We start from the raw sequence: 25031 nt of genomic DNA on the forward strand, positions 1-25031 counted from the left end.
TTAGCCGGGGCCGTTATGTGAATAGAAGAATGGCAAATTAATTGCCATTTTCTTCAATACCATTCAAGAGCTTTACTAAAGTTTCTATGGCTTTCAACTGCTCCTCATCAGGGCCTAACAATAAATTGAGCCTTTGGTCATCGAGTACAAGGTCATATATATCAATGCTTATCCAACCTTTTGACCAAAAATCAACAGTTCCAACTTTATTGTGCCCCTCGAATTCAACTCGTTCTAGATCGCCAAAATCACCATCAAGAAAAGAAGTGTATTGAAAGCTATATCCCACTAAAATTGGCTCTATTTTTTTCTTAAAAAAGTTAATATCCATAATTTAAATAACCATCTATTTTTATCTATAATTGAAATATTTTTCACATCAGGCAATTGTGTGCCTCCTTGCTTATTCAGCATAAATTGCTGTGACTTACTTGCATCTGGACCGATTAATTTAAACCAACCGTCTTTCCCACCTTGCAACAAGCTTTTAGTAGAAACATCAAATTCAGCATAAACTGACCCTGTTGGTGCAGTACCTTTAAAGTCCGAGGCTCCATTAATGGAAATGAATGTTTGTCCCCCACCACCTTGAATAACTTTGCCACTATTTTGCATTTGAGCTAGTTCATCAGGGGACATCCATCTACCTACCCTCGTCACATTTATCCCATCAATAACTCTGCTTTCACCGACTTTTAATGAAGTAGCAGCATTACTCGTAGTGACCCCTTGAGAATTGGTTGTCGGGTTGGTCGGCTCCACCGTCTGCCCAGGCTTCGTCAAACTACCCGTACCTAACGCCCCATACACAGCATTAGTCAGGCCATCTGCGGCTGTCTTCGCCAGCGCTGACTCCGGCCAGCCACATTTACCTGCGCATTGTTCGATGATATCAGCATACCAGTTCGCACTGTTTTCATAGCTACGTCCCGCCAGTGCATCCTGTACACCAAGTTGAGCGTAAGCTTTTCCATCAGTTTCTATCTGGCTGCGCATTGCTGCAACACAGGCGCTATCACCTGCTTCCCAGCAAGACTTCAGCTTCTGGATATTTTCTGCCGACTCCTTTGCCATGTCCTTGCGCACGCCCTGCTCGCAGGATGGCTCACCGCTACACACTTTCAGTTTTTCAGCAAACTCAACCGGCCTCCCTTTGTTTAGGAAGTTATTCTCCACCGCATTACGCCCAGACTGCGCGCCGCTGGCGGCAGACGCAGTGCTGTTGCCTGCCAGACCGGATACCAGCCCAGAGGCCAGCGTGGAAAGCGCGCTGACTGACTGCTTTTCCTCTTCCGTCAGGTCGTTTGCCGTCTTGCCGGGGTATTGATCGGCCATGATGGCGCGGGCGATCAGTTCACCGCTGTAGGCACCAATCGCCCCCGCAGCCGCATCCTGACCCGACAGCTGGGCGACCACAGCCCCCACCACGGCGTGCGCCATCGCGTTGGCTGCGATATCCGACGCCGTGATTTTGCTTTCATCCTTCGGTATCGTGACATCTTTCACCAACTGTGCCAGATACGGCGATGCACCACTGGCAATCGCTTTCTGGATGTCCCCACCCGCCAGTGCCTGAATCGCCGCCGTCGCTGCCTGTGCCGCACGTTGGAAATCACTGCCCGTGCCGTATTTCTGCATCTCGGCTTTGTAGGTCGACGATTCCGTCAGCGCTTTTTTATAGTCCTCCCACATCGCGACCGAATCACCGTCTTGCGGACGGTTGACTTTGGCGTCGCCCTTGGCTTCTGCGGCTTTCTGCGCTTTCAGCTCGCCTTCCGTACGTACGATATCCATCACCTGCGCGCCGATCTCACCAATCAGCTGCGCCTGTTTCAGGCGTTTTTGCTCTTTCTCTTTGTTAAAGATCGGGCTGAGCGCGTTGTTCGCGTGTTCAACGTCACGGCTCAGCGTAGTGATATCCTGCACCTGTTTCGCCGTATCCCGCAACAACAAGGTGCCTTCGTCACGCCGACCGCAACGATATGACGCGCTATTACAGCCGCAGCCCCAGCCTGCACCTTCAGGGCAACTGGCTGGAGGCGGCAGGATTTGCGACCGATACACCGGTTATCGTTACCGTTGAACACGGCCAACTGGTGATACGGCCTGCGGCTGAGTGACAGGCAAAAAAATCCCGGCCTGTTTTAAGAGCCGGGAACGTTATTTTTACATCTGTAGTTTCCAAAAATTCATACCACTAATAAGCCAGTATTGCTCTTTGTCTGGCACTAACAAGCCAAAATCACTATTCGCCTGGGCGCTCCAATCAGATGGTACAGACGTCTCATGACTTCGATCCCAATCAGTATGGCGATATATTTTTTTGTCAAAATTGATGTAAAACTTAGGTAGCCGCATTCTCCAACTATCCCACTCAACTGACACAGGCTCTGTTAATGTGGACAAAAAACGCTCAATGTAATCATAAAAACTTACAAGGCGTTCATTATCTCTGCCTAATATAAAGAATGACCTCATCCAGTCCACTGTATAAACAGCAACATCATTTCTGGTTATGTAATCTTTAAAAGTATCCTTAGATAACACAGGAACTCCATTCCTGAATGAGCTAACTGCCTCGTCATAGAGAGACTCTTTCATCCATCCTTTAGCTATATATTCCTTATACTCAGACCTAACATCAATACAGTAATTATCTTTATTATCAACAATATAGTAATGAATACTATCTACAACAAAGATAGCAATATCTTTATCACCATTAAAAATGGCATCGAGTAAATTCTGATAGTCATTTTCCGAATTCATTCAGAAATTCCTCTTTCGTTAATACGCGAGCTTTCGATGAGTTTTGTTCTATCAATCTATCCCTGTAGTGGTCAACAAAAACTGGCCACGGCTTTAGAGTTTTTCCAGAACAATCTTTCTGATTCATTCGGCGTCAAACCACCATTATATTGATGAGGTCTGAGCTGGCTGTAATATCCTGTGATGTAATTCGTTATTGCCGTGCTGGCTTGGCTAAAATTCGCGTAGCCATTATCCGGTACCCACTCTGTTTTCAGGCTTCTGAAGAACCGTTCCATTGGGCTGTTATCCCAGCAATTTCCCCGGCGACTCAGACTTTGCTTTATCTGATATCTCCACAGTAACTGCCTGAAATTCCTGCTGGTATAGTGACTGCCTTGATCCGAGTGATACAGTAAATTAGCCGGTTTTCCCCGTGCTTCCCAGGCCATCGACAGGGCTTTACCTGTCAGTGCTGAATCAGGGAAAAATGACATCGCCCAGCCAACCGGTTTACGGGAAAACAAATCGAGTACTACAGCCAGATAAGCCCAGCGTTTTCCCGTCCAGATATAAGTCACATCACCGCACCAGGCCTGATTAGGCTCGGTAACAGCAAACTGGCGATCCAGATAATTAGGGATCTCAATGTGTTCCTTAGACGCCTTCTTATAACGATGGCCAGGTTGGGTTGCTGACAGCTGATAATATTGAGCGCTTTCATCAGCTTTGTTGCCCGCCAGCGGCTCAGTTTTATACCTTTAGTGGTGACCATCGCGGCAATGCTTCGCGCTCCTGCTGAGCCGTTACTTTCGCGATAAACTTCACGCACAAGGCTCAGTAATGCCACTCTCGTGGCGTCAGGCTTCCTGGGCTGCCGCCAGTATTTATAACTGCTGCGATGAACCCCAAACACGTTGCACACAACGGCAACAGGAAACCGCGCCCTGAGTTTCTCAACTAATGAGAATTGTTCAGGGAGTCTGACATCAAGAGCGCGGTAGCCTTTTTTAAGGTTCATCGCGCTTAAGCGTGAACCAATAGAAAACGGCGGTAAAAGTGGTTAGTTTTGTATTCGCCAAAACACTAACCGACCACTCAACCGCCGTCTGCCATGAATGCTAACCTCTCTTCCCTTTTCTGGGAAGGCTTTACCGTTGACTCCTTTTCCCATTCCTCATCTGATGCGCTGCTTATTACGCTTCGCCCAGAACCCAGTTTTACACCCCAGTGCCGCCGGTGTGGCCGAAGAGACTGTGCCGTTCATGATGTCTCTGTACGTCAGGTTCGTGAGCGGGATTTGCTGCACTGGCGCGTCACGCTTCTGGTTCCTGTTCGTCGTCTTCGCTGCGCCTGCTGCGGTGTTGCCACCGAACGTATCTCCTGGTTGCCTGAGAGGCAGCGTTACACCTCTACATTATCAGTCTGGGTTGAGTCTCTTAGCCGTCTACTCCCCGTGAAGCACGTAGCACAGCTGACTGGCCTGCACTGGCACACCATCAAGAATATCGACCTCCGCCGTTTGCGTCGGGAATTGCAGGAGCCAGAGCGACATACACTTCGTCGCCTGATAATGGATGAGTTCGCCCTGTTTAAAGGTCATCGCTATGCCACTGTGGTCGTGGACGCTGATACGCAGCAGGTGCTGTGGGTCGGGGAAGGTCGCAGCCGCGCGGCCTTCCGCCCGTTCTTCACCTGGCTGGGACCGGAAGGCTGCGCGGCTATCGAGTCTGTCGCAATGGACATGAACACGGCGCTGGACCTTGAAGTCAGGGAGCAATGCCCACAGGCGGAAGTGGTCTATGACTTGTTCCACGTGGTGGCGAAGTTCGGTCGCGAGGTCATCGACAGGGTGCGGGTTGACCAGGCGAATCAGCTACGTGACAACGCGAAAGCCCGGAAGGTTATCAAGCGCAGTCGCTGGCTGTTGCTGCGTAACGCTGAAAATCTGCCAGCAGGTCATGATGTAAAGCTAGCAGAGTTGCTGGAGGCAAACCAGCCGCTGAACACCGTGTACGTGATGAAAACTGCGCTGAAAGAGCTGTGGTATGCGCCGGATAAGGAGGTCGCCCGGCATCGCTGGGATGAATGGTACAGGCAGTCTCAGGAGAGCGATATAAAAGCGCTGCAGCAGTTTGCAGATAAGCTCAAGGGCTACGTGAGCGGGATAATCGCCAGTGCTGAACATCGTCTGAATACGAGTGTGCTGGAGGGGATGAATAACAAAATCAAGGTACTAAAGCGAATGGCTTATGGATACCGGGATAACGACTACTTCTTCCTGAAAATTAAAGCAGCGTTCCCCGGTAAAGCGCGATGAACCTTTTTTAATATATCCCTTTCCATTTCAACGCGTTGAAGTCTTTTCTTTAGCTCACGTATTTCAATCTGCTCAGGTGTCATGGGTGAAGCAGTGGGTGATTTTCCCGCTCGCTCTTCTTTCAGTTGTCGAACCCATTTGTCCATCGTGGATTTGCCGACATTCATTGCCGTAGCAGCGGCGGCAACGGTGTAGTGCTGATCGAGTACAAGCTGGGCAGCTTCGAGGCGAAACTCGGGGCTAAAATTACGTCTGTTACGTCCGGTCATAATGTCACCTGTTTTGACTGTGAGGTGATGATATCACCTCTATTCAGGTGGCCAAATTCAGTGTGCCACTACATGAGAACTTATAGGTTAACGTTTCTGTGAACTTGCCTGCCTGATATGAAGAGTTTTTTAATGAATTGCCACTAAGAAACATATTTCCATTGGTTGATATTGAAGAGGCATCGTTTATCAATAAACCAACAGTAGAGAAAAGATCTTTTCCCGAATATATCGTTGCAATATCGCCATTCGCTCTTACATTAACGTCTTGGGAAGAGACTACTATTTTTTGTACTTTGTATTCATCCAGAGGGACATACCATACATCGTAATAGCCATATATGGACGTAGCGTCGAACTCATAATAGACACCATATTCATAGCCCTGTGCATCGAAATAGCTAAGTGGGATATTTACATTTTGCCCTTTAGCCCAATCCGGCACCGATTCCGCAGTAGATTCACTTTCCGTCACCACCAACCCTTCACGCTGATTGGTCAGCGTGCCGGTATTAATCGTGATATCGCCGGATTGCGTTTCGATGGTGCCGGAGCTGTTGAGCAGCGAGGTGCTGGCGTTGCCCTGCGCATCGCGCTGCACCCACAGGTTATTGCCTGCCAGAATGGTGCCGAACACGTTGGTCAGGGAATCCGACAGCAAGCGCATATTGCCGCCCGCATACAGCATGCTGCTGTTATGCAACACGCTCCCCGCCTGAATCAGCAGGTCACCGGTGGTGCCAATCAGCCCTTTGTTATTCAGCGTATTGTCGCTCACCAGTGCCAGATTACCGCCGGTCTGAACGCTACCTGCTTCTGCCTGTACAATGTCTTTTGCGCTGATCCGCGAGTCTCCACCGCCTGCCAGAATGCGGCCCTGATTGGTCAGCGTGCCAGTGCTGGTCAACTGGACGGATTGACCCTGTAACGTCCCGCGCTGGTCGAGATCGCCCGCCACGTTTAGCGCCAGCTGTTGCCCGGCGGCCATGGTTTGCGTGAAGGTCAGCGGCCCGGTGAGTTCAGCGCTCAGGTTGCCCAGCGCCACCAGTTGCCCGTCCTGTTGCAGTTCCTGGGTTTTCAGGCGCAGATCCTGCGCGCTGTAGAGCTTCGCGCCCTGACGGTTGATGAGACGCTGCGTCTGCAGCGCCAGCTGTGTCAGCCCCAGCAGCGTGCCGTGGTTATCCAGTTCATCGGCGATAATCTCCAGTTCACCGGCCTGCACCAGCCCGTGATTCACCCACCGCGGGAGGGACAGCGTCAGTTTGTCCTGCGCCATCAGGCTGCCCTGCTGGGTCAACTGCGCGGTGTTGAGCACCAGTCCACGCCCCTGCAGCCAGCCGAGGTTGTCCACCACGGGCGCATTGAGCGTGGTGGTGCCGTCGGATAACAGCTGCCCCGCCTGCTGGTTGACAATCTTCTCTTTTCCATCCAGTTGCAGCGCGGCGGTGCCCTGTACCGTGCCGCCGTTGGTGATGGTGCTCCCCGTCAGCGTGGTGGTCACGGCTTTGATGTCGCCCTGATTATTCAACGTGGCCGCCTGCACGCTCAGCGTGCCGTCGCTGCTTAAACGCGCCTGCGGCGCATGGCTGAACTGGCTGGTGACGGTGGTGTTAATCGCACGGTCGCCGCGCAGGGTGCCGTGGTTAGTGAGTGCCTCCGCATCCAGCGTCAGCGTGCGGCCCTGCACCTGACCGCGGTTAGTAATATCGTGCGCCGTCAGGCTCAGCTCACCGCCGCTAACCAGTTGGCTGCCCTGCGCGCCCTGATAGGCACCGGTCAGCTGCAGCGTCCCACGTTGGACGCCCAGCAGATTGCCCTGCTGATCGAGGTCACGGGCGGTCAGGTGCAGGTCATCCGATTGCCACAGCCCCTGATTGCTCAGTACGCCGGTCGTGAGTTGGCCCACGCCACCGCTGAGCAATCGCCCCGTGGCCAGGTTATCGACGCGGTCGGTGAGATTCAGCGTAAAGCCACCCACGTCCGTCAGCGTGCCGCCGTTCTCCAGCGCCGTGCCGATCAACGTCACCGCGCCCTGCGAGAACAACTCGCCCTGATTTTTCAGCACGTCGCCATTGAGCGACAAACTGTTCAGCCCCGCCACGGTGCCGCTATTGCTGAACATGTCGCCGTTCAGCGTCAGCGTACCCGCCTGCCATAAACCGGCGTTATCTGCCTGTTTAGCCTGGAGCGTGGCCACGCCTTTGCTGAGCAGTTGGCTGCTTTTATTGCCGACATAGCGCAGCACGTCGAGCAGGCGCAGCGCGTCGGTGCCCTGAATGCGACCCTGATTATCCATCTCGCGGGCACGCAGTTGCAGATCGTTAGCCTGTAGCGTACCGGCATTGTTCAGCGTGCCGCTATCGAGACGGCCCGCGCCGTTGGTCAGCAGTTCCGCCCCGGCACGGTTAATCAGTTCATCCCGGTTTGTGACCGTCAGGCCGTTGCTGCCCAGCACGCGCCCGCCGTTATCCAACGTGCCGGTGGTCAGGCTCAGCGTGCCCGCGACTACCTCACCGCGCTGCGTCAGGCGGTCGGCCGTGATAACGGCGTCGCCGTCGCTCAGCAAACGAGACAGGGCGCTTCCCTGATAGGTGTTCAGTAAATCAAGACGCAGACCGTCCTGACCGATCAACGACCCGCCGTTTGTCAGGTTGTTCGCCGTCAGGGTCAGCGTGTTGCCCTGCCAGAATCCGTCGTTAGTGACATCACCAGCCTGCGCCTGCAGGGCACCGTTGGTCAGCAGTTGACCGGTGCCGCCGACCGTCAGGCCGTCACGCAGTTCCAGTGTGATGCTGCGCTCACCGATAACCGTGCCGGTGTTGTCGAACGCACCGCCGTTCAGCGCCAGCGTCCGGCTCTCCCAGCGCCCGCTATTGCGCAGCTGATTGCCACGTAACGTCAGGGTGTCGGCGGTATGCAGCAGGCCCGCGCCCTGATAGTCGCCGTCAAGCGTCAACGCCCCGTCAGCAATCACGTTGCCCGCATTGTTTATCGCGCCACTGTCGAGCGTCAGCTTACCGACGCCGGACACGGTGCCCTGATTGTCGAGCAGGCTGGCGCTCAGCCAGCTGTCGCCGCCGGAGAGCAGCGTGCCCTGATTGGTTAACCGGCTGGCGGGGTTGGCGCGGTCCAGCGTGATGGCTAACCCGTGGTCCCCCTGCATCCGCCCGCGGTTGGTCAGTTGCTGCGCGTCAAACGTCAGGCGGTCTGCCTGCGCATCGCCGTCGTTTGTCACGCCCGCAGCGCGTAAAACAGCCATCCCCTGCGACAGGAGTTTCCCATTCTGCTGATTAGTCAGGTCGTGGGTGGTCGTCAGCGACAGGGCGTTGAGACCAAAAATCTGTCCACGGTTGGTCAGATCGTTGGCCTGCAGCGTGATATCGCTCGCCTGCCACTGCCCGTGATTGTCCACCTGACCCGCCGTCAGCGTGCTGGTCCCCTGACTCAGCCATTTGCCCTGATTGCGTGCCGTCCCCGCAATCGCCAGCGTCAGTGCATCCACGCCCAGCATCTTGCCCTGATTGTTCAGCGTCCCGGCGTCGACCGTCAGCGTGCGCGCTTCCAGCGTGCCCAGTTGGTCGATATGGTTCGCTACCACGCCCAGCGTGGTGCTGCCGCTGATCAGTCCGCGGTTATCCAGTGTGTTGCGCGCATTCAGTTGCAGATCGTCCGAGCCCAGCATCTGACCGTGGTTGAGCACGTCCTCAGCGGTGATGCCTGTCCGCTGGCTGGTGAGTTCACCGGTGTTGGTTAGGGTGCCGTCCAGCGTCAGTTGCAAACTACGCGTGCCGTTCAGCTGTCCGCCGTTGGTCACATCGCGGGCGGCAAGGGTCAGCGCCTGGCTGTTCAGCGCGCCCTGATTATCAAGCTGATTGCCGAGATCCAGCGTCAGCCCGTTCACGCCCGTCAGGGTGCCCTGATTGAATACATCTCTGGACTTGAGCGTCAGCGCGTTACTGCCGATGTCACGCGTATTATTCAGCGCCCCATTCAGATGTAGATTCAGGCTGTCGACGCCGGTGAGCGTGCCGTAGTTGGTCAGGTCGCTGGCGGTCAGCGTCACCGCCGCCCCGTACAGCATGCCGCGGTTGGTGAGGCTGTTGCCGGTTGTCAGTTCAAGGCGGTCGAGGCCGTTGATTTTCCCGCGGTTGTCCAGTCTGTCGGCCTGCGCAGTCAGTTGATAGCTGCTCAGCGTGCCCTGATTGGTTAACGCGTCATCCAGCGTCAGTTGAAGACCGTCAACGCCGGTGAGGGTGCCTTCGTTGGTCAGCGTACGGGCAGCAACAGTGGCGAGCTTGCTCCACAGCGTCCCCTGATTGGTGACGTCTCCATTCGCCAGCGTCATCTTCAGTGATTTGTCGCCCTGAATGTGCCCGCGGTTGTTCAGGTTTTGCGCGTCCAGCGTCAGGCTGTCCGCCTGCCACTCGCCCTCGTTGCTTGCCTCGGCCGCGTTCAGCACCGCCAGGCCCTGAGTGAGCAGCGTGCCAGTTTGCGTATTGCTCAGCGTATTTTTCGCCGTCAGCGTCAGCGCCGACAGTCCCAGCAGTTGGCCGGCATTCCCGACGTCATCCGCCGTCAGCGTCAGCGTGTTGCCCTGCCAGAATCCGTCGTTCGTGACCGTGTCTGCCTGCGCCTGCAGGGCACCGTTGGTCAGCAACTGACCGGTACCGCCGACTGTCAGGCCATCGCGCAGCTCTAGCGTGATGCCACGCTCACCGATAACCGTGCCGGTGTTGTTGAACGCACCACCGTCCAGCGCCAGCGCCCGGCTTTCCCAGCGCCCGCTATTGCGCAACTGGTTACCGCGCAGCATCAGCGTATCGGCAGTATGCAGCAGGCCCGTGCCCTGATAGTCGCCATCAAGCGACAGCGCCCCGTCAGCAATCACGCTGCCCGCATTGTTTATCGCACCACTGTCGAGCGTCAGCTTACCCACGCCGGACACGGTACCCTGATTGTCGAGCTGGCTGGCGCTCAGCCAGCTGTCGCCGCCGGAGAGCAGCGTGCCCTGATTGGTTAACCGGCTGGCGGGGTTGGCGCGGTCCAGCACGATGGCTAACCCGTTGTCACCCTGAATGCGCCCGCGGTTGGTCAGTTGCTGGGCTTCAAACGTCAGGCGGTCCGCCTGCGCGTTGCCGTCGTTTGCCACCGTCGCCGCGCGTAAAACAGCAATACCCTGCGACAGGAGTGTCCCATTCTGCTGATTAGTCAGGCCGTTGGCGGCGGTCAATGACAACGCATTGAGACCAAAAATCTGCCCACGGTTGGTCAGGTCAGCCGCCTGCAGCGTGATGTCGCCCGCCTGCCACTGCCCGTGATTCTCAACCTGATCTGCCGTCAGCGTGCTGCTGCCCTGACTCAGCCATTTACCCTGATTGCGTGCCGTTCCCGCAATTGCCAACGTCAGTGCATCCACGCCCAGCATTTTGCCCTGATTATCCAGCGTCTGCGCGTCCACCTTCAGCTTACGGGCTTCCAGCGTGCCCTGCTGGTCGATATGGTTCGCCACCACGCCCAGCGTGGTGCTGCCGCTGATAAGCCCGCGGTTATCCAGTTTATTACGCACATTCAGTTGCAGATCGTCCGAGCCCAGCATCTGACCGTGGTTGAGCACGTCCGCCGCGGTGATGCCTGCTCGTTGGCTGGTGAGATCACCGGTGTTGGTCAGGGTGCCGTCCAGCGTCAGCTGCAGGTCGCGTGCGCCGTTCAGTTGACCGTCGTTGGTCACATCGCGGGCGGTAATGGTCAGCGCCTGGCTGTTCAGCGCGCCCTGATTATCAAGATGATTGCCGAGATCCAGCTTCAGCCCGTTCACGCCCGTCAGGGTGCCGTGGTTAACGACGTCATTGGCCTTGAGCGTCAGCGCAGTACTGCTGATGTCACGCGTGTTATTCAGCGTCCCATTCAGATGTAGATTCAGGCTGTCGACGCCGGTGAGCGTGCCGTGGTTGGTCAGGTCGCTGGCGTTCAGCGTCACCGCCGCCCCGTACAGCGTGCCGCGGTTGGTGAGGCTATTGCCGGTTGTCAGTTCAAGACGGTCGAGGCCGTTGATTTTCCCACTGTTGTCCAGTCTGTCGGCCTGCGCAGTCAGTTGATGGCTGTTCAGCGTGCCCTGATTGGTTAACGCGTCATCCAGCGTCAGTTGCAGCCCGGTCGCGCCAGTGAGGGTGCCGTCGTTAGTCAGCGTACGGGCAGCAACAGTGGCGAGCTTGCTCCACAGCGTGCCCTTATTGTGCAATTCACCGTTTGCCAGCGTCATCTTCAGTGATTTGTCGCCCTGAATATGGCCGACGTTGGTCAGTTGCTGTGCGTCCAGCGTCAGGCTGTCCGCCTGCCACTCGCCCTCGTTGCTCGCCTCGGCCGCGTTCAGCACCGCCAGGCCCTGCGTGAGCAGCGTGCCGGTTTGCGTATTGCTCAGCGTATTTTTCGCCGTCAGCGACAGCGCCGACAGTCCCAGCAGTTGGCTGGCATTCTCGACGTCATCCGCCATCAGCGTCAGCGTCTTCGCCTGCCATTGCCCACGGTTTTCCAGTCGGTTGGCGGTCAGCGTGCTGTCGCCCTGGCTCAGCCATTTTCCGCTGTTACGCGCCGTGGTGTGAATGGCCAGCGTCAGCGCATCCGCGCCCAGCATCGTGCCCTGATTGTCCAGCGCGTTCGCCTGCACATGTAGTTGGCGGCTTTCGAGCGAACCTAATTGTTCGACCTGATCCGCCTCAAGCTGCACCCGCTGGCTGCCGCTCATCAGGCCGCGATTGTGTACCGTTTCCAGCAGCGTCAGATGCAGCGCGTCACCAGAAACCTCACCCTGATTGAACAGGTCAGTCGCCGACAGCCCCAGCGTCGCCCCATAAAGCTGGCCCTGATTGGTCAGACGGTCAGCAACGGTCAGTTGCAGTGCATCAATGCCGGCAATCTCGCCGCCGTTAAACAGGGTATCGGCCGTAATCGCTGTCCGCTGCCCCAGCAGCGTGCCCTGATTCTCCAGCGCGTGCCCTTGCAGCTGGATAGCGTTCGCCTGCCACCGCCCGCGGTTGGTGAGCGTGGTGCCGGACCAGTCCAGCAACCCGTCCGTCTGCAGCGACCCGCTGCCCTGATAATTTCCCGCCAGTGACAGCGAGGTGACGGCCAGCACGGTTCCGGCATTCTCCACCGTCTCGCCGATAAGGGTTGCCGCGCCGTTACTGGCGAGTGAGCCCTGATGGGTTATCTGCGTCGCGCGCAGCTGCGTGTCGCCTCCAGATACCAGCGTGCCGCGGTTGTCCAGCACACCGTCTGTTGCTCCGCCACGCTGGCGTGAGGATGACGCGTTGAGTTGCTGAACATCTGCCGCCAGCGACAGCGCCATCGGCAGGAGTGCGTGCTGGCGCACAGCGCGCACAGGCGCGACCGTGATGTCGATATCACCTTCGGCCTGCACCCGTCCCACGTTGGTGAAACTGGCCGCCTGCAGCATCAGGTTATCTGCCCGCCACTCGCCGTGGTTCTCTGCCCGAGCGGCCTGTAACACCGCCGCGCCCTGCGTAAACAGTGTCCCGTTTTGTTGATTGTTAAACCCGTTTTGCGCGGTTATGAACAGCGCGTCAATTCCCAGCAGTTGCCCGGCGTTGGTGACCTCATCCGCGTCAAGCAAGAGGGACCCGGCCTGCACCAGACCGCTATTGTCCACCTGCTGTGCAGTTACCACGCTGGCTTTTTGTGTCAGCAGGCTACCGTCATTGGACAGGTTACCGGCAATCGACAACGTCAGCGCGTCCACACCCAGCATCTTGCCCTGATTGACCAGTGATGCGGCATCCAGCGTGACGGCTTTCCCTTCCAGCGTGCCTTTCTCGCGCTGGTTGACGTCGCCAGCCGTCACCGCCAGCGTGTTGCTGGCGCTGATTATCCCTGCGTTATCCAATAACCCCGCCACATCCAGTTGCAAATGCTTGATGCCCTGCAACTCGCCACGGTTGTTCACGTCCACCGCCGCAACAGACAGGCTATCGCTGCGCAACGCACCGGTATTGTAAAGGTTGTCGCCGAGCGACAGCGTTAGCGTATCGACACCGGTGATGTCGCCGTGGTTAAACAGGTGCTCCACGGACATCGCGACCGTATTGCCCAGCACCGTCCCCTGATTGGTCAACGTCAGGCCTCGCAGGGACAGCGCCCGGCTTTCCCAGTGCCCGTGATTCACCAGCGTGTCGCCGTGCAGCGTCAGCGTACCCGCCGTATTCAGCAGGCCGCGGCCCTGATAGTCGCCGCGCAGCGACAGCCCTGTTGCCGCCACCAGACGGCCGTCGTTAATCAGCGACGCGCCAGTCAGTTCAGTGCGCCCCAGGCTGGACAGCGTGCCCTGGTTATCCATCAGGCGCGCGAACAACGTGGCGTCCCCGCCTGTCGTCACGGTGCCACGGTTAACGACTGTGCCCTTGCCGTCAGTGGTGGGCAGCGTCAGAGATAAGGAGGCATCCCCCTGGATCTGACCGTCATTGGTCAGATTCTCTGCCGCCAGCGTCAGAGCTTTCGCCTGCCATTCGCCGGCATTAACGACCCCTTTCGCCGCTAACGTCGCCGCGCCCTGAGACAGCAGTTTACCCGCTTGCCGGTTGGTGAGCCCGTGGGTCGCCGTCAGCGCCAGCGAGGACACACCAAAGATTTTCCCCGCGTTATCCAGTTCATTCACCTGCAGCGCGACATTTTTCGCCTGCAAGGTCCCCTGATTATCAACCCGGTGTGCCGACGTGGTGCTGTCGCCCTCACTCAGCAACTCCCCCTGATTCGACAGGTTGCCGGTTATCGCCAGCGTCAGCGCATCGGTGCCGTGAAGCGTGCCCTGATTGGTAAGACGTGCCGCTTCCGCACGAAGCTGGTTGCCCTGCAGCGTACCGGCGTTATCCAGACTGCCAGTTAAGAAGAGCGACAGGTTATTGATACCGCTCATCGTGCCGCGGTTGTTGAGTGACTCACCGTCTGCCGTCAGGGTTAACGCCTGCAACGATCCCCGGTTCTCGGCCTTCGTGGCCTGAAGGCGCAGCGCCTCCCCGCTGAGCCAGTCGCCACTATTGGTAAAGGTATCAGAGACAGTCAGGTTCACCGCGCCAAGCGCCTGTGCCTGCCCGCTGCTGGTGAGGGTCGTCGCCTGAATAGCCAGAGCATGGCCCTGTAACACCCCGGCATGGCTGGCAGCCTCGCTGTTAATCGTCCAGTTTCCGGTGGCCAGCAGGCTGCCGCGGTTGTCCAGTTGCGTAGCGGTAATCTGTCCGTCGCCGGTAATACTGGTTTTGCCCGCATTAAGCCAGCGCGCGGCATTGAGCAGGAACTGCTGCGCCTGAATCGCACCATCGGTCTCCACCTGTACCGCATTTATCGTCAGGTCGGTGCCCGCCAGCAGCGTGCCGCGAGCGGATTGCGTCAGCGAACGCGTGGCATCAAGCTGCAGCGCGTGGTCGGCCTGCAGCGTGCCCTGATTGGCGAGCGTGCCAGTATGCAGCTGTAAGGCGGGGGCAGTAAGCGTACCGTCATTGCTGAGACGGTCGGCGGTAACCTGCAGGGTTTGACCGGACTGCATCAGGCCGCGGTTATCCAGCGTGCCGCCCAATGTCAGCGCCAGCTTTTCACCCGCGCTGAGCGTACCGCGGTTCACCAGACTGCCACCGTGCAGCGACAGCATCTGTTGGGCGTTGATAACACCGTGGTTTTCGGTCGTCTGGCTGGTCAGGTCGAGTGTGTTTGCCGTGACGTCGCCCTGACTGGTGAACCGGGTGGCCTGCGCAGTCAGCGTCGCAGCCTTCAATGTGCCACCGTTGGTGAGGTGGTCGGCCAGCAAAAACAGCTGATTATCCGTCAGGATGTTGCCCTGATTGTTCAGCACCGTTTGCAGTTCAAGTTTCACGTCATTCCGGGCGCTGAGTAATCCGCTGTTGTCCAGACGCTGCGCGTTAACCGTCAACCGTTCTGCCGCCGCCAGCGTGCCGCTGTTCGTCAATACGTTGCCGCTGAACGTCAGGCCCTGCAGCGCGGCAATATCGCCGCGGTTGTCCAGCGTATCCAGCGTCAGCGTGAGGCTCTTCCCTGCCAGCGTGCCGCGTTGCACCAGACGTCCGCCGTCAATGACCAGCGCATTACCGGCGGTCAGGCTCCCCTGCCAGTCGCCCTGCTGCGTCACGCGCACCGTGGCATTGTTCTTCGCCTGAAATTGCGCGCTGCCAGTGCCGTTAAGGGTAGTCGCCTCCAGCCGCACCTCTTCAGCGCCCGCGCTGCCTGCCAGCGACACGGTGTCCCCGCGCATCTCAAGCACCGACTCCGCCTTGAGGCCGCTTTGCGCATCCTGCTGCAGCGATTGCCCTGCATCGATCGTCATTTTTCCCGCGGCAAGCTGGGCAGCCGCAAGCGTGACGCCGTCACTGTTTATCGATAATTGGTTCGCTGACTTGACCTTGCCCTGCGCATCGACGCCGGCACTGATGACGCTGTTTTGCGCTTTGAGTCCTCCACCCGATGCCAATTCGATATTTTGTCCAGCACGCAGCGTCGCGTCCTGCAGCGTGATGTCCTGTCTGGCTTTCAGCGTCAGGGCCTCGCCCGCCTGCTGTTTGCCCCGCAGCGCCAGCGTGTCCGCTTCGGCCTGAATAGCGCCCTGCGCTACCGCATCGCCGAGGCTGAGTTTACCGTTCGCCGACAGCGTGATATCGCCGCTGCGCGCGCTCAGATTGCCGACGTTAACGCCCACGCCTTTCTCACTGGACACCAGCGTGATGCGGTTGGTGTACATGCCACCCAGTGCGCCCGTATCCAGCGCGACTTTCACATTACTGCCAGCCACACCGCTGTCCGCCGCCTGTGCCGTCACCTTGCCCGTCGCATCAACCTGATTGGCCCCTAGCACAATCCGGGTATCGTTGGCATTCAGCCCGGCATCAATCTGCGCGGTGCGGGCTATCAGGCTGAGGTAATCACTCTTGCTCGCGTCCAGACCCTGCCCGGTCAGCGTGATATCGCCGCGCTTCACGTCGATATGTTGCAGGTTCCCCTGCGCGTCCAGTTGCGGTTTTCCGGTGGTCAGCATCACCTGCGGGGTATTGATAAAGCCGCAGCCGTCGCAGGTAATGCCGTTCGGGTTGGCAACAATCACGCTGGCCTGCTTGCCACCGACTTCCAGGTAGCCCGCCAGTGTACTGCGGTTGGTGGAGACCACTTCGTTGATAATGGCGTCGGCGGCTTTGCCTTTCAGATTGGGGTTGTTCTGGATCAGCCCGCCGAGCTGGGTCGGATTGAGCTGTTCCGTGCCGTTATTCAGGATCAGGCCGGGTTTGTCGACGTTAAAATCGCGGTACTGGTTGTGGGAGATCCCCGCGCTGTTTGGCGTGGCAATATTAATGACCGGTACGCCGTTGCCAGCCTGATCCAGCGCGGTATTGCCCGTCGCAACCTGCACGCCCGCGGCCATCGCCGGCAGCAGCGGCTGAAACGCAATCAGGTTGATCAGCGTATACGCCAGCAGGCGCTGTGTGGTTTTTACTGGTTTCATCCCTGATCCCCGGCCTTAATGACTAATGATGAACAACAAAAAGTTAAAAACTAAAAAGAAAGCCCAACGCGGTAATACGCCACGGCGCTATCCGGTTTTAGCCAATCGGGGTGTGCCAACGGCCAGCCAAGCGTGATTTGTTGTGATAGATATTGATTCGCGACACCCACGCCTACCGCGGCTCCCCAGAGCGTACCCGCCGATTCACTGTCCGCCTGATGCGAGAAGAGGTGCCCGCCGTCGACCGCTGCCGTCAGGGTGACGCTGCCCAGCTGCGGCAACTGCGCCGCCCGCCAGTTGACTTCGTTGCGCCAGTAGCCACCGCGATTGCCTGAGAGATACTGCTCTTTGAAACCACGCACGGAGGTTTCCCCGCCCAGCGTTACCTGTTCGCTGCCATACAGGCGCTGCGGTGAATACTGACCGTAGACGTTGGTGAGGTAATGAAGGTTGTCAGCAATCGGGTAGTAATAACTGGCCGCCAACGTCACCTTGTTAAATTCGGCGCGCAGCGCATCATCAGATTTCCCTTCATCGCTTTCCGCGCCGAACCAGCGCGTTCCTCTGCTGTAAGCCGGGTTGAACGTCGCCAGCCCGCCCCACAGTTTCTGGCTGTGGTTGATGCCGATAATCGCGCTGCTGAGTTTACGGCTGCTGGATTGCAGCAGGACATCGTTGAGGTAATTCTGTCCGATACGGTGCGACAGGCCCGCCGAGAGGCTGGTTTTCATGTCGCCGTTGCGAAACACCACGCGTGACAGCGTGGCGCGGTGCGTCTGGCTGTCGCCGGTTGAATGCCAGACAAAATCCCGGTTGATGAAATCGTTGCGATAACGGCTTTGGGAGTAGTCGTAGCTGAGCGTCCAGTAACCATAGGGCAGCGACACGCCGGCCTGTAAGCTCTCGACATTACGGCTATCGCGAAACTCGCTGCTGTGCCCGCCGTTGACAAACCACTGGTCGGCCAGCCCCAGCACGTTATCCGCCCACAGGCCGCCACTGAGCTGGCGTTCTCCGGTACTTTTCTGTCCGCTATTATCAAAACCGATATTTGCCGTCAGCGGAATTTGCTTTTTACTGGTAAGGTTCACGATGGAATAGCCAGGCTGGCTGCCGGGCTGAATTCGATGCTTACCTGCTGCGTCGGCATGCGGTTGAGCTGTTCCATGCCCTGCTCAATATCCCGAAGATTGAGAATGTCACCTTCCAACCCCGGAAAAACCTGTTTTAATGCCCACGTTGATTGATTATTAATATTAATAGATTCGAGACGGCCTTCCAGAATATCGATCTGCAATACACCGCCAGAAAGATCTTGCTCAGCAATAAAGGCTCGGCTAGTGATATACCCCCGCTCGATATACCAATTACTGACATCATGAATCAGCTGATTTATATCGTTAACATTAAGACAACGATTAATATAATCTTTATTTAACTTATTTTTATCTTTTTCACGCAGCAAGGAGCTATTGTGATAATTAATATCCTTAATGAAAAAGCAGTGTCCGGCATCGCTTCCGCTAGTTGGATTTATCGTCGTTTGAGGTTGATTTAACTGCAATAATTCATCACGCTGTTGCCGAGACTGATCAATTACCTCGGCCTGCCGCTGCTGAATGTCATTTCTGTCTGCCGGATTAAGCGGCGCGGAAAATACGGTATAAGAAAATAGCGCAGGCATGATAACGATCAGCCTGAAAAAACCACGCATGGCTTCATCCCTGATGATAATAATTTTTTCGGCATAGTAGAACCGTTAATTACCAAGCTCAATATGTCAGGTAATATATAATTTTATGACAATCGGTTTGCGTTAAGTCGCGATAAAATACTTCCTTAACCAATAATTTTAGATTGGTTACACCTCGTCATACGATACTGCGTATTTCATGACCTTTTCTTGTCGATTCTTCACCCGTGCGATATCTCCCCCCCATAGCGTCGTTGATGCATCATATTGTATATTAACGCCTCATCGCCGCGGGTCGTTGCGGTATCAACCCACATCTCTATCTCATTACGTTGCGCAGCGCTTCTCTCTGGGGGAACAGTGAATTATCCAATTGGTCAGATCAATCACAGCTATCTGGGCTCCAGCGTTTATACCATGCTGCGTGAGGCGTTAATTACCGGCCAACTCAAACCGGACGATCGGCTGAGAATACGGGAGCTTGCCGCACAGGTTGGTACCAGCGTCACGCCAGTACGAGATGCGATCCTGCAACTGGCGAAAGAACAGGCGCTGGTGCTCAAGACGCCACGCGATATTCGCGTTCCTCAATTGACCGAGGCCCAGTTTATTGAGATCCGCACATTGCGGCTGGCGCTGGAAGGCACGGGAGCCGAGCAGGCTGCTGCATACATTACGCCGAAGATGCTGGAGCAGATTGAAGAGAATATTCGCCAGAATCGTCTGGCGATTGACGCGAAAAATCTACGCGAAGCGCTGCGGTTAAATAGCGAATTTCACCTGTTTCTGGCGCAGGCGGCGCGTATGCCGCTATTGACGCAGTTTATCGGCAGCCTGTGGATGCGCACCGGCCCGCTAATTGCACAGGCCTATGCGCATTTTTCCGTGCAGATGGCGATCGAACATCACGAAGAGGTCTTCGCGGCGCTAAAGCAGCGTGATGCCAGCGCCGCTCGACAGGCTATCCAATCCGATATTCTGGACGGCAGCGAAACGATGCTGGCTTTTATTGCCATCGACCAATAGCGTGCCGTGGCTCAATCACGTTACGCCGCGATGAACCGTGGTAATAAGCCGCGAATCAACAGTCGGGTCTCTTTGGCCTGACTGATAAAGGCAGGCAGCAACGCAGTAAAACTCGGCTCGTCCAGCGATTCTGCGGTGTGCTGAGTGCACAAACGCAGCGTCGCGTTCTCATCCAGCGCCAGCCAGCAGCCTTTCATCGCCGCCATTTCAAAGTTAAGCATCAGCATGAACTGATACACCGCCGTGCTAACCTCCCCCTGAAATCGCATCACATCGCTGTGTAATAGCAGCACGCCGCTGCTGGCGGGGACTTCCAACACCACCGCCTCCTGACCGTCAGGTTCGCGTAGCGAGCAGATGCCGTCCTGCAAGCCCAATTGAGTACGGCTGAGCGCACCGTAATGGCGTAATAGCCGAGTAATATGCTGTTGTGTGGGTGTCATCCTGTTCTCCTTTAATCACCGCATGTTATTTACGATTAACCGTTAAGCTGTAGGCCTTCCTGCTGGAGCTGCTGCAACGCGTTAGCGGTAGCAGAATTGGCTTTGGCAATCTCGCCGCTCAGTTTGTAACTTTGCGGCACGGTTTGATCCTGTCCGTAGCTAAAGCTGACGTTGCCGAGCAGTTTATTCATACTGACGCCCGCGCTGCTTGACGCGTTGATGATGACCGCCGGGGTATTGAACCCTTCGCTCTTCTTCACCGCCTTCGAGACTTCAATACTGGCAAGTCGCAAATTATTGCCGTCTTTAAACAGCGCGATGACGTCATCCTTACCGTGCGTCTTGTTCTGAATGCCCTTCTCGATCTTTTCCCGCACATCGTCTTTCAGTTCCAGCGAGACCGTCACCGAGGCTCTGTCGTTATCCTGCAAGCGGCCCACAATGTCCTTCAGCGCCGGATTGTCGGCGATCAATTGATTAATGCGGTCGGCATTGCTTGGCGGCAACGAAGAGAACAAGTGGTTACCGATCACCTGAAACAGCCCGTTTTCCGTCAGTTTGCTGAGATTGGTATAGGACGTCGTGTGTTTGACGCTATCCAATGTAGCGCCGTCACGCTGTGCAACATCCTGCCGCACGTTAAGCTTTTTCAAGCTCATCAATCCCTGATGTTGATCGTCGGTTTTTGCCGTTTTATCCGCAAAATGTTCATTCAGGATGGCGAGCTGATCGTCCGGCTCTGCCATCTTTTTCACACCGTCAATTAAGAGCTGGCTGGCTGGGTCGTTAAAGGCAGAGTTCAGCGTTTTAGTCAGCGCGTCGATATCCTTTTTCTCCAGCGGCTCGGCTTTCTTCATACCCAAACTAATCGATTGGTTAGTACGCGAGTCAGCCGCCACATTTACTCCAATGCTGGCCGAGGTGAAGAACGGGACAGTGCCATCAGGCGTGGTTCTGGCGGCTCCGGCGCTGAGCGTCGCGTTTGCCCCCATTGCAGCCTGATTCATGAAGCGCAAACGGTTGTCGGATTCCGTATAGGTGGTGGATTTCTCGCCTTGCGCGACGCTGGAGGAACTGGTGGCAGACAGCACATTGGCACTCGCCGTCACGCCAACCGATCCGCGTAACGTGGCGCTGGTTGGGGCCGCGCCTTTTTCCGTCAGATTGATGCCGCCGCGCAGTTCCAGCGCCGCATTGCCATCCAGATTGAAGCTGACCGTTTTACCCGCCTTCACGCTGTGCTGTTCCCCTTTATCCAACAGGGCAAGCGGGTTGATGGTGCCGCTCGACAGGCCGTCAATAAATCCGGGTAGTTCTTCTTCACTAAGGGTAAAGTTCAGGGCGTTTTGTTGTGCGACTTGCAGGCTGGCGGATACGCCGAAGGAGGCACGGACATCCGGTGCAAAACTGTGTTTACTGTTAATATTTTGTGTCATCTGCGCCGAAGTTTTTCCTGTCAGATACTCGCTGACGTCATATCCGCCGGAATAGCTCACTTTCCCGGTAATGCCGCCCGAACGCTCGAAAGCGACATTGATGCCGTTTTCACCGCGAGAAAAACTCAGGTTGTAATTTCGTTCGCCGCTGACGCCGCCACCCGGCACCGGCGGGAAAGGCAACGGTGTGCCGCTGACCACAAACGACATGGATGCCCCGCCGCCATAGGTTCGGTTAAAGGCAATGCTTTCGTTGCTATCCAGCGACAGCACGGTCGACTTCATTTTATCGATCATGTCCGTCTGGCTGGCCGCCTGCATCACGGTTTTTGAGGTGACGCTGACGGCGTTCTCTTCTTTCCTGAACGCTTTCATAAAGGTTTTAACCGAATCGTAATCCGCCTCCAGCGACTTATGATTGGTGAACCCCATGTCGGTCATCTTCTTCACTGGGTTTTCGCCGTAATCTCCCTGCCGCATCGCGTTAAGTTCCTTCATCATCGATGCCAGCGCCGCCTCACCCGGCGACGTGCCGGATAGCGCACCGATTCGATCCGTCAGCTTATGCAAGTCCCCCAGCGCCAGGGTATCCAGCACCAACCGCGTTTTCGCCAGTGACAGTGCATCGCTGGTATCCCGCTGCTGCCCAAACGCTTCGCTGTTCGGCTTTTGGGCTATTGGCGTTTTACTGTCTACAAAGGTTTTTAGCAGCGTCGCAGCGGTACTCGTTTTCGATGACGGATGGCTTTCCATCGCCGCCAGCAACACCGGAGCCAGATCTTTTTCTCTGCTATGCAGGCTGGCAGGCTTGCCTTCCGTGTTCATCACGCCGTTATCATTCACCACGCCCTGCTGTCTGCCGATAAGCAGCGCCGCCTTGGACGAACTGCTTTCCAGTTCGGTATGGAACTGCTTTAACAGGTTCACCAGCGGTTTCCCTTTATCCCCCAGATCCAGCTTGTCGATCTTCGTCGCCAGATCTGTCACCGTTCCCTGTGGTTGACTGGTCGTCGTGTCCAGCTTTTTCAGTAATTCAGTCTGCATGTCGTACACCGGTTTCAGGCCTTCACGCCCGTTGAGCTGGTGCTGAACATGGTCGGCAAAGGTTTTTATCGGTCGCGGCATATCCAACGTGAACGAGACAATGTGGGCCCTGACCAGATCGGACAGCTTACTTTTAACCTGCTGCGACTCTTCACCCGTTTTACCCAAAACCTGAACATCGGCTTTAACCGTTACCCCGGTTAACGGTATTTTCATTCCCTTTGTCGCCACATCCAGTCGGCCAAACACCGTTTCTGCGTCACGAGGCTCTGCGGGTAACGGCGCCTCCCCTTTTGGCACGGTCGTTTTCCACGCGTTCCCTTGCTGGGTGTGTAATTCATGGTCGTCATGCGCAATCTGCAAATGATGCTGTGCGTCCGTGCCCAACGAACTCACTTTGCCTTCTACCGGCGTCTTCACCGGCTGCCATTGTGCACTGTCGTGATTCGCCGCATTTTGCCAGTCGGTTTTCGGCAGTTGGAAAAGCTGCCCGTCTTTATTCAGGGCAAAGAGCGTCTGCTGGTGATCCAGCGTGATGTCCTGTATCTCACCGGACAAGCCATTTTTAGGCAACGCCAGCGGTGGCGCGGCGATCTTATCCGTTCCCGGCTTGATTTGGTGGAAATGCAGATCGCCCTGTTTATCGACGGCAATAAATTTATTACGGTTGATCACCGCCATCGCCGAGACGCCATCGTCCTTGTCGATGCCAGGGAGCGCGGTGCCCGCCGACGGCGTCATACGCACCTGTGGCAACGCAAACACAGTATTGTCGCCGTGCGCAAACGTATCGGATTTCTGGTTGATGGACAGCGGCTTGATTTCACCGTCTTTTAGCGTGTAAGCCTGATTGTCCAGCCCGCGCTTGAGCTGGCTGGCTTCAACGCTGGATGCCTCCCAGTTTTTGGTATTGCCGTTGTAAAAATGGACTTTGCCTTCCTGTAGCCCGATCTGCCCCAGTCGTCCCAGATCTAAGGTGTCTTTCGCCTCGGGCGCTGCCGTGGTCAGCCCCAGCTTATTATCCACCACCAGACTGTCGCTCAGGTTCCACCCCGGCGTTGGCGACAGCCCATTTTGCCCCAGCGGGGCGACGTGCTTTTGTCCCTGACGATCGGTGGCAAGCGCCTGCGTCTGGCCATGTTCATCATGGGCAAATCCGGTAATACGATGGTCGTCGCCCAGCACTGCATTCAGTTCCGGCGTGCTGGCTGAGGTTAATGTGGCGTGCGGTTCACCCGCCTTTGGCAGCGGTGCGTGGTAAAGTTTGCCGTCATTATCGGCAATCAGCAGATGTTCAGCGGTTAAGCTCACCGCTTTCGCAAACACGGGCTCGCCATTTTCCAGCTTAAGAGCCACCGGCTGCGGCGTGGCATCCAACTTGCTCATCAGATGCAACTGCGTAAGGTGATCCTGCTCGGTCAGCACGGCAGATTGCCCGTTCTGATTGGCAGAAAACGCCGTAATTTTATCGCTGAAGGTTGATGACGCCGTCCCCGACGACAAATTGCTCAACGTGTGGTCGTCTTTGACGGCATACAGCTGACCATCCCCCTGCCGGGATAACTGGCTGTGAGCGACATCGCTGCTTTGCTGCCAGACGCCAAACTCGGTATTCAATGCAAAGAGCTTGCCGTCATGAAGACGCAGTTGCTCACCCGCGCCTGACGCAGAAGCGGGCTGTCGGTGGACACCGGTCAGCAGCTCGTGGTTCATACGACCGGATAGCGGCACACTCGTAGATTCGCCAGCGGTTGTTTTCAGAGCAATACGCTCCGGCGTGGACTCCAGCTGTACGTTACCCGCACTCAGTTTGCCCGCTGGCATCGCGCTACGGCCGCTGCTGTGAAGCGCAATATGCTGATTGTCATCGCTTTGAATAACGAACAGCCGCCCTGATTTGTCGGCTAGCGCGTGCTGCTGCGCATCCTGATTTTCATGGTGGGCCACGAACGGCTGGCTATTCTTCCCGATAGTCTGTTGTAGCAGCGTGGTTAAGGCTTCCGGCAAGCCTTTGCCGAACTGAAGTTTACCGTGGCTGTCCAGCGTGATATCGGATTTCGCGGCGGGTGTAGAGGTCGTACTACCGCTTATTTTGATCTCAGCAGCTTCGGTAGAGGCAAAACGCGGCAGGCTCTGGATCGGCCCACCCGATGCCAGTGAATCACGCGACGCGCGCGGTACACTCTGACTCGCGCCTTCCGATGAAAAGAGCTCGCGCAAGGTGGTCGAACGCGAGTCCTGGCTCTTCACTGAACTGCCATTTCCCTGCTCCAGCTCGGGCGGTTTGTTTTTATCATGCAAACCTTGCTGAATCAGGGACTGCGCACCTTTCTGGCTCGCGCTGGTGCTAGTGCCCTGCGATAACGATGTTTTCGCTAACGTGGCAGGTGCAATTTCCGACGTGGATAGACCGGGCTGAACATGCTGGATTTTCTGCATAACAGGTTCCAAGGATGATGAAGTGATCGTGTCGGTTAAGTGGTCATGTTCTCCTTTCAGTTCCCGACATCTTTCGCTTCCCCGATCGGGAACCACATCAC

General features: G+C 56.4%; 9 protein-coding genes and 3 pseudogenes. 3 read left to right on the top strand and 9 right to left on the bottom strand.

The window, feature by feature from the left end; genetic code table 11:
* Positions 1-37: 37 nt before the first annotated feature.
* Together EIP93_RS12010 and EIP93_RS12015 are read right to left on the bottom strand one after the other, a co-directional pair.
* A complete protein-coding gene (locus EIP93_RS12010) occupies positions 38-331 on the bottom strand; it encodes a hypothetical protein (RefSeq protein WP_125232755.1) in 294 nt (97 codons plus the stop codon).
* Positions 301-1953, bottom strand: coding sequence for a VENN motif pre-toxin domain-containing protein (locus EIP93_RS12015; RefSeq protein ID WP_206428402.1), 1653 nt, complete (start codon positions 1951-1953; stop codon positions 301-303). The genes EIP93_RS12010 and EIP93_RS12015 overlap by 31 nt, the downstream gene beginning before the upstream one ends.
* Positions 1954-1982: 29 nt before the next feature.
* On the opposite strand from EIP93_RS12015, the gene EIP93_RS12020 reads away from it, so the two are divergent.
* A complete protein-coding gene (locus tag EIP93_RS12020; protein WP_044209657.1) occupies positions 1983-2120 on the top strand; it encodes a SymE family type I addiction module toxin in 138 nt (45 codons plus the stop codon).
* A 46-nt stretch (positions 2121-2166) separates the two neighbouring features.
* Here EIP93_RS12020 and EIP93_RS12025 read toward each other — a convergent pair whose 3' ends face one another.
* Entirely contained in the window at positions 2167-2769 is a 603-nt protein-coding gene (locus tag EIP93_RS12025) for a hypothetical protein (RefSeq protein ID WP_044209654.1), read from the bottom strand.
* Positions 2770-2840: 71 nt separating this feature from the next.
* Positions 2841-3763, bottom strand: a pseudogene (locus EIP93_RS12030) (IS3 family transposase); the annotation flags it as partial.
* Positions 3764-3862: 99 nt separating this feature from the next.
* Here EIP93_RS12030 and EIP93_RS12035 point away from each other — a divergent pair.
* Positions 3863-5068, top strand: a complete 1206-nt coding sequence (locus EIP93_RS12035) for an ISL3 family transposase (protein WP_102119601.1) — start codon at positions 3863-3865, stop codon at positions 5066-5068.
* Here EIP93_RS12035 and EIP93_RS12040 read toward each other — a convergent pair.
* From EIP93_RS12040 to EIP93_RS12050, 3 genes and pseudogenes are all read right to left on the bottom strand, one after another.
* Positions 5056-5337, bottom strand: a pseudogene (locus EIP93_RS12040) (transposase); the annotation flags it as partial. The gene EIP93_RS12035 and the pseudogene EIP93_RS12040 sit on opposite strands and share 13 nt — an antisense overlap.
* A 43-nt stretch (positions 5338-5380) precedes the next feature.
* A complete protein-coding gene (locus tag EIP93_RS12045) occupies positions 5381-16849 on the bottom strand; it encodes a two-partner secretion domain-containing protein (protein ID WP_241229554.1) in 11469 nt (3822 codons plus the stop codon).
* A gap of 50 nt (positions 16850-16899) precedes the next feature.
* Positions 16900-18563 (bottom strand): annotated as a pseudogene (locus tag EIP93_RS12050) (ShlB/FhaC/HecB family hemolysin secretion/activation protein).
* Positions 18564-18902: 339 nt separating this feature from the next.
* Between EIP93_RS12050 and EIP93_RS12055 the strand changes: the two are divergent.
* A complete protein-coding gene (locus EIP93_RS12055) occupies positions 18903-19568 on the top strand; it encodes a GntR family transcriptional regulator (protein ID WP_103860611.1) in 666 nt (221 codons plus the stop codon).
* Positions 19569-19588: 20 nt separating this feature from the next.
* Here the strand turns inward: EIP93_RS12055 and EIP93_RS12060 are convergent, their stop codons facing one another.
* Together EIP93_RS12060 and EIP93_RS12065 are read right to left on the bottom strand one after the other, a co-directional pair.
* Positions 19589-20011 carry a type III secretion system chaperone gene (locus EIP93_RS12060; RefSeq protein WP_103860610.1) on the bottom strand — a complete coding sequence of 141 codons (423 nt, stop codon included), beginning with the start codon at positions 20009-20011 and terminating at the stop codon, positions 19589-19591.
* A 35-nt stretch (positions 20012-20046) separates the two neighbouring features.
* Complete coding sequence (locus EIP93_RS12065) at positions 20047-24930, bottom strand: AvrE-family type 3 secretion system effector (protein ID WP_125232757.1); 4884 nt, start codon at positions 24928-24930, stop codon at positions 20047-20049.
* Between the last annotated feature and the right edge of the window lie 101 nt (positions 24931-25031).

Source organism: Pectobacterium versatile (assembly GCF_003932035.1).
GTDB lineage: Bacteria > Pseudomonadota > Gammaproteobacteria > Enterobacterales > Enterobacteriaceae > Pectobacterium > Pectobacterium versatile.

Excerpts from the sequence above, each read along its gene's own strand:
- EIP93_RS12060 (WP_103860610.1), bottom strand. The coding sequence starts at position 20,011 with ATGACACCCACACAACAGCATATTACTCGGCTATTACGCCATTACGGT.
- EIP93_RS12010 (WP_125232755.1), bottom strand. The coding sequence starts at position 331 with ATGGATATTAACTTTTTTAAGAAAAAAATAGAGCCAATTTTAGTGGGA.
- EIP93_RS12025 (WP_044209654.1), bottom strand. The coding sequence starts at position 2,769 with ATGAATTCGGAAAATGACTATCAGAATTTACTCGATGCCATTTTTAAT.
- EIP93_RS12035 (WP_102119601.1), top strand. The coding sequence starts at position 3,863 with ATGAATGCTAACCTCTCTTCCCTTTTCTGGGAAGGCTTTACCGTTGAC.
- EIP93_RS12020 (WP_044209657.1), top strand. The coding sequence starts at position 1,983 with ATGACGCGCTATTACAGCCGCAGCCCCAGCCTGCACCTTCAGGGCAAC.
- EIP93_RS12045 (WP_241229554.1), bottom strand. The coding sequence starts at position 16,849 with ATGAAACCAGTAAAAACCACACAGCGCCTGCTGGCGTATACGCTGATC.
- EIP93_RS12065 (WP_125232757.1), bottom strand. The coding sequence starts at position 24,930 with ATGCAGAAAATCCAGCATGTTCAGCCCGGTCTATCCACGTCGGAAATT.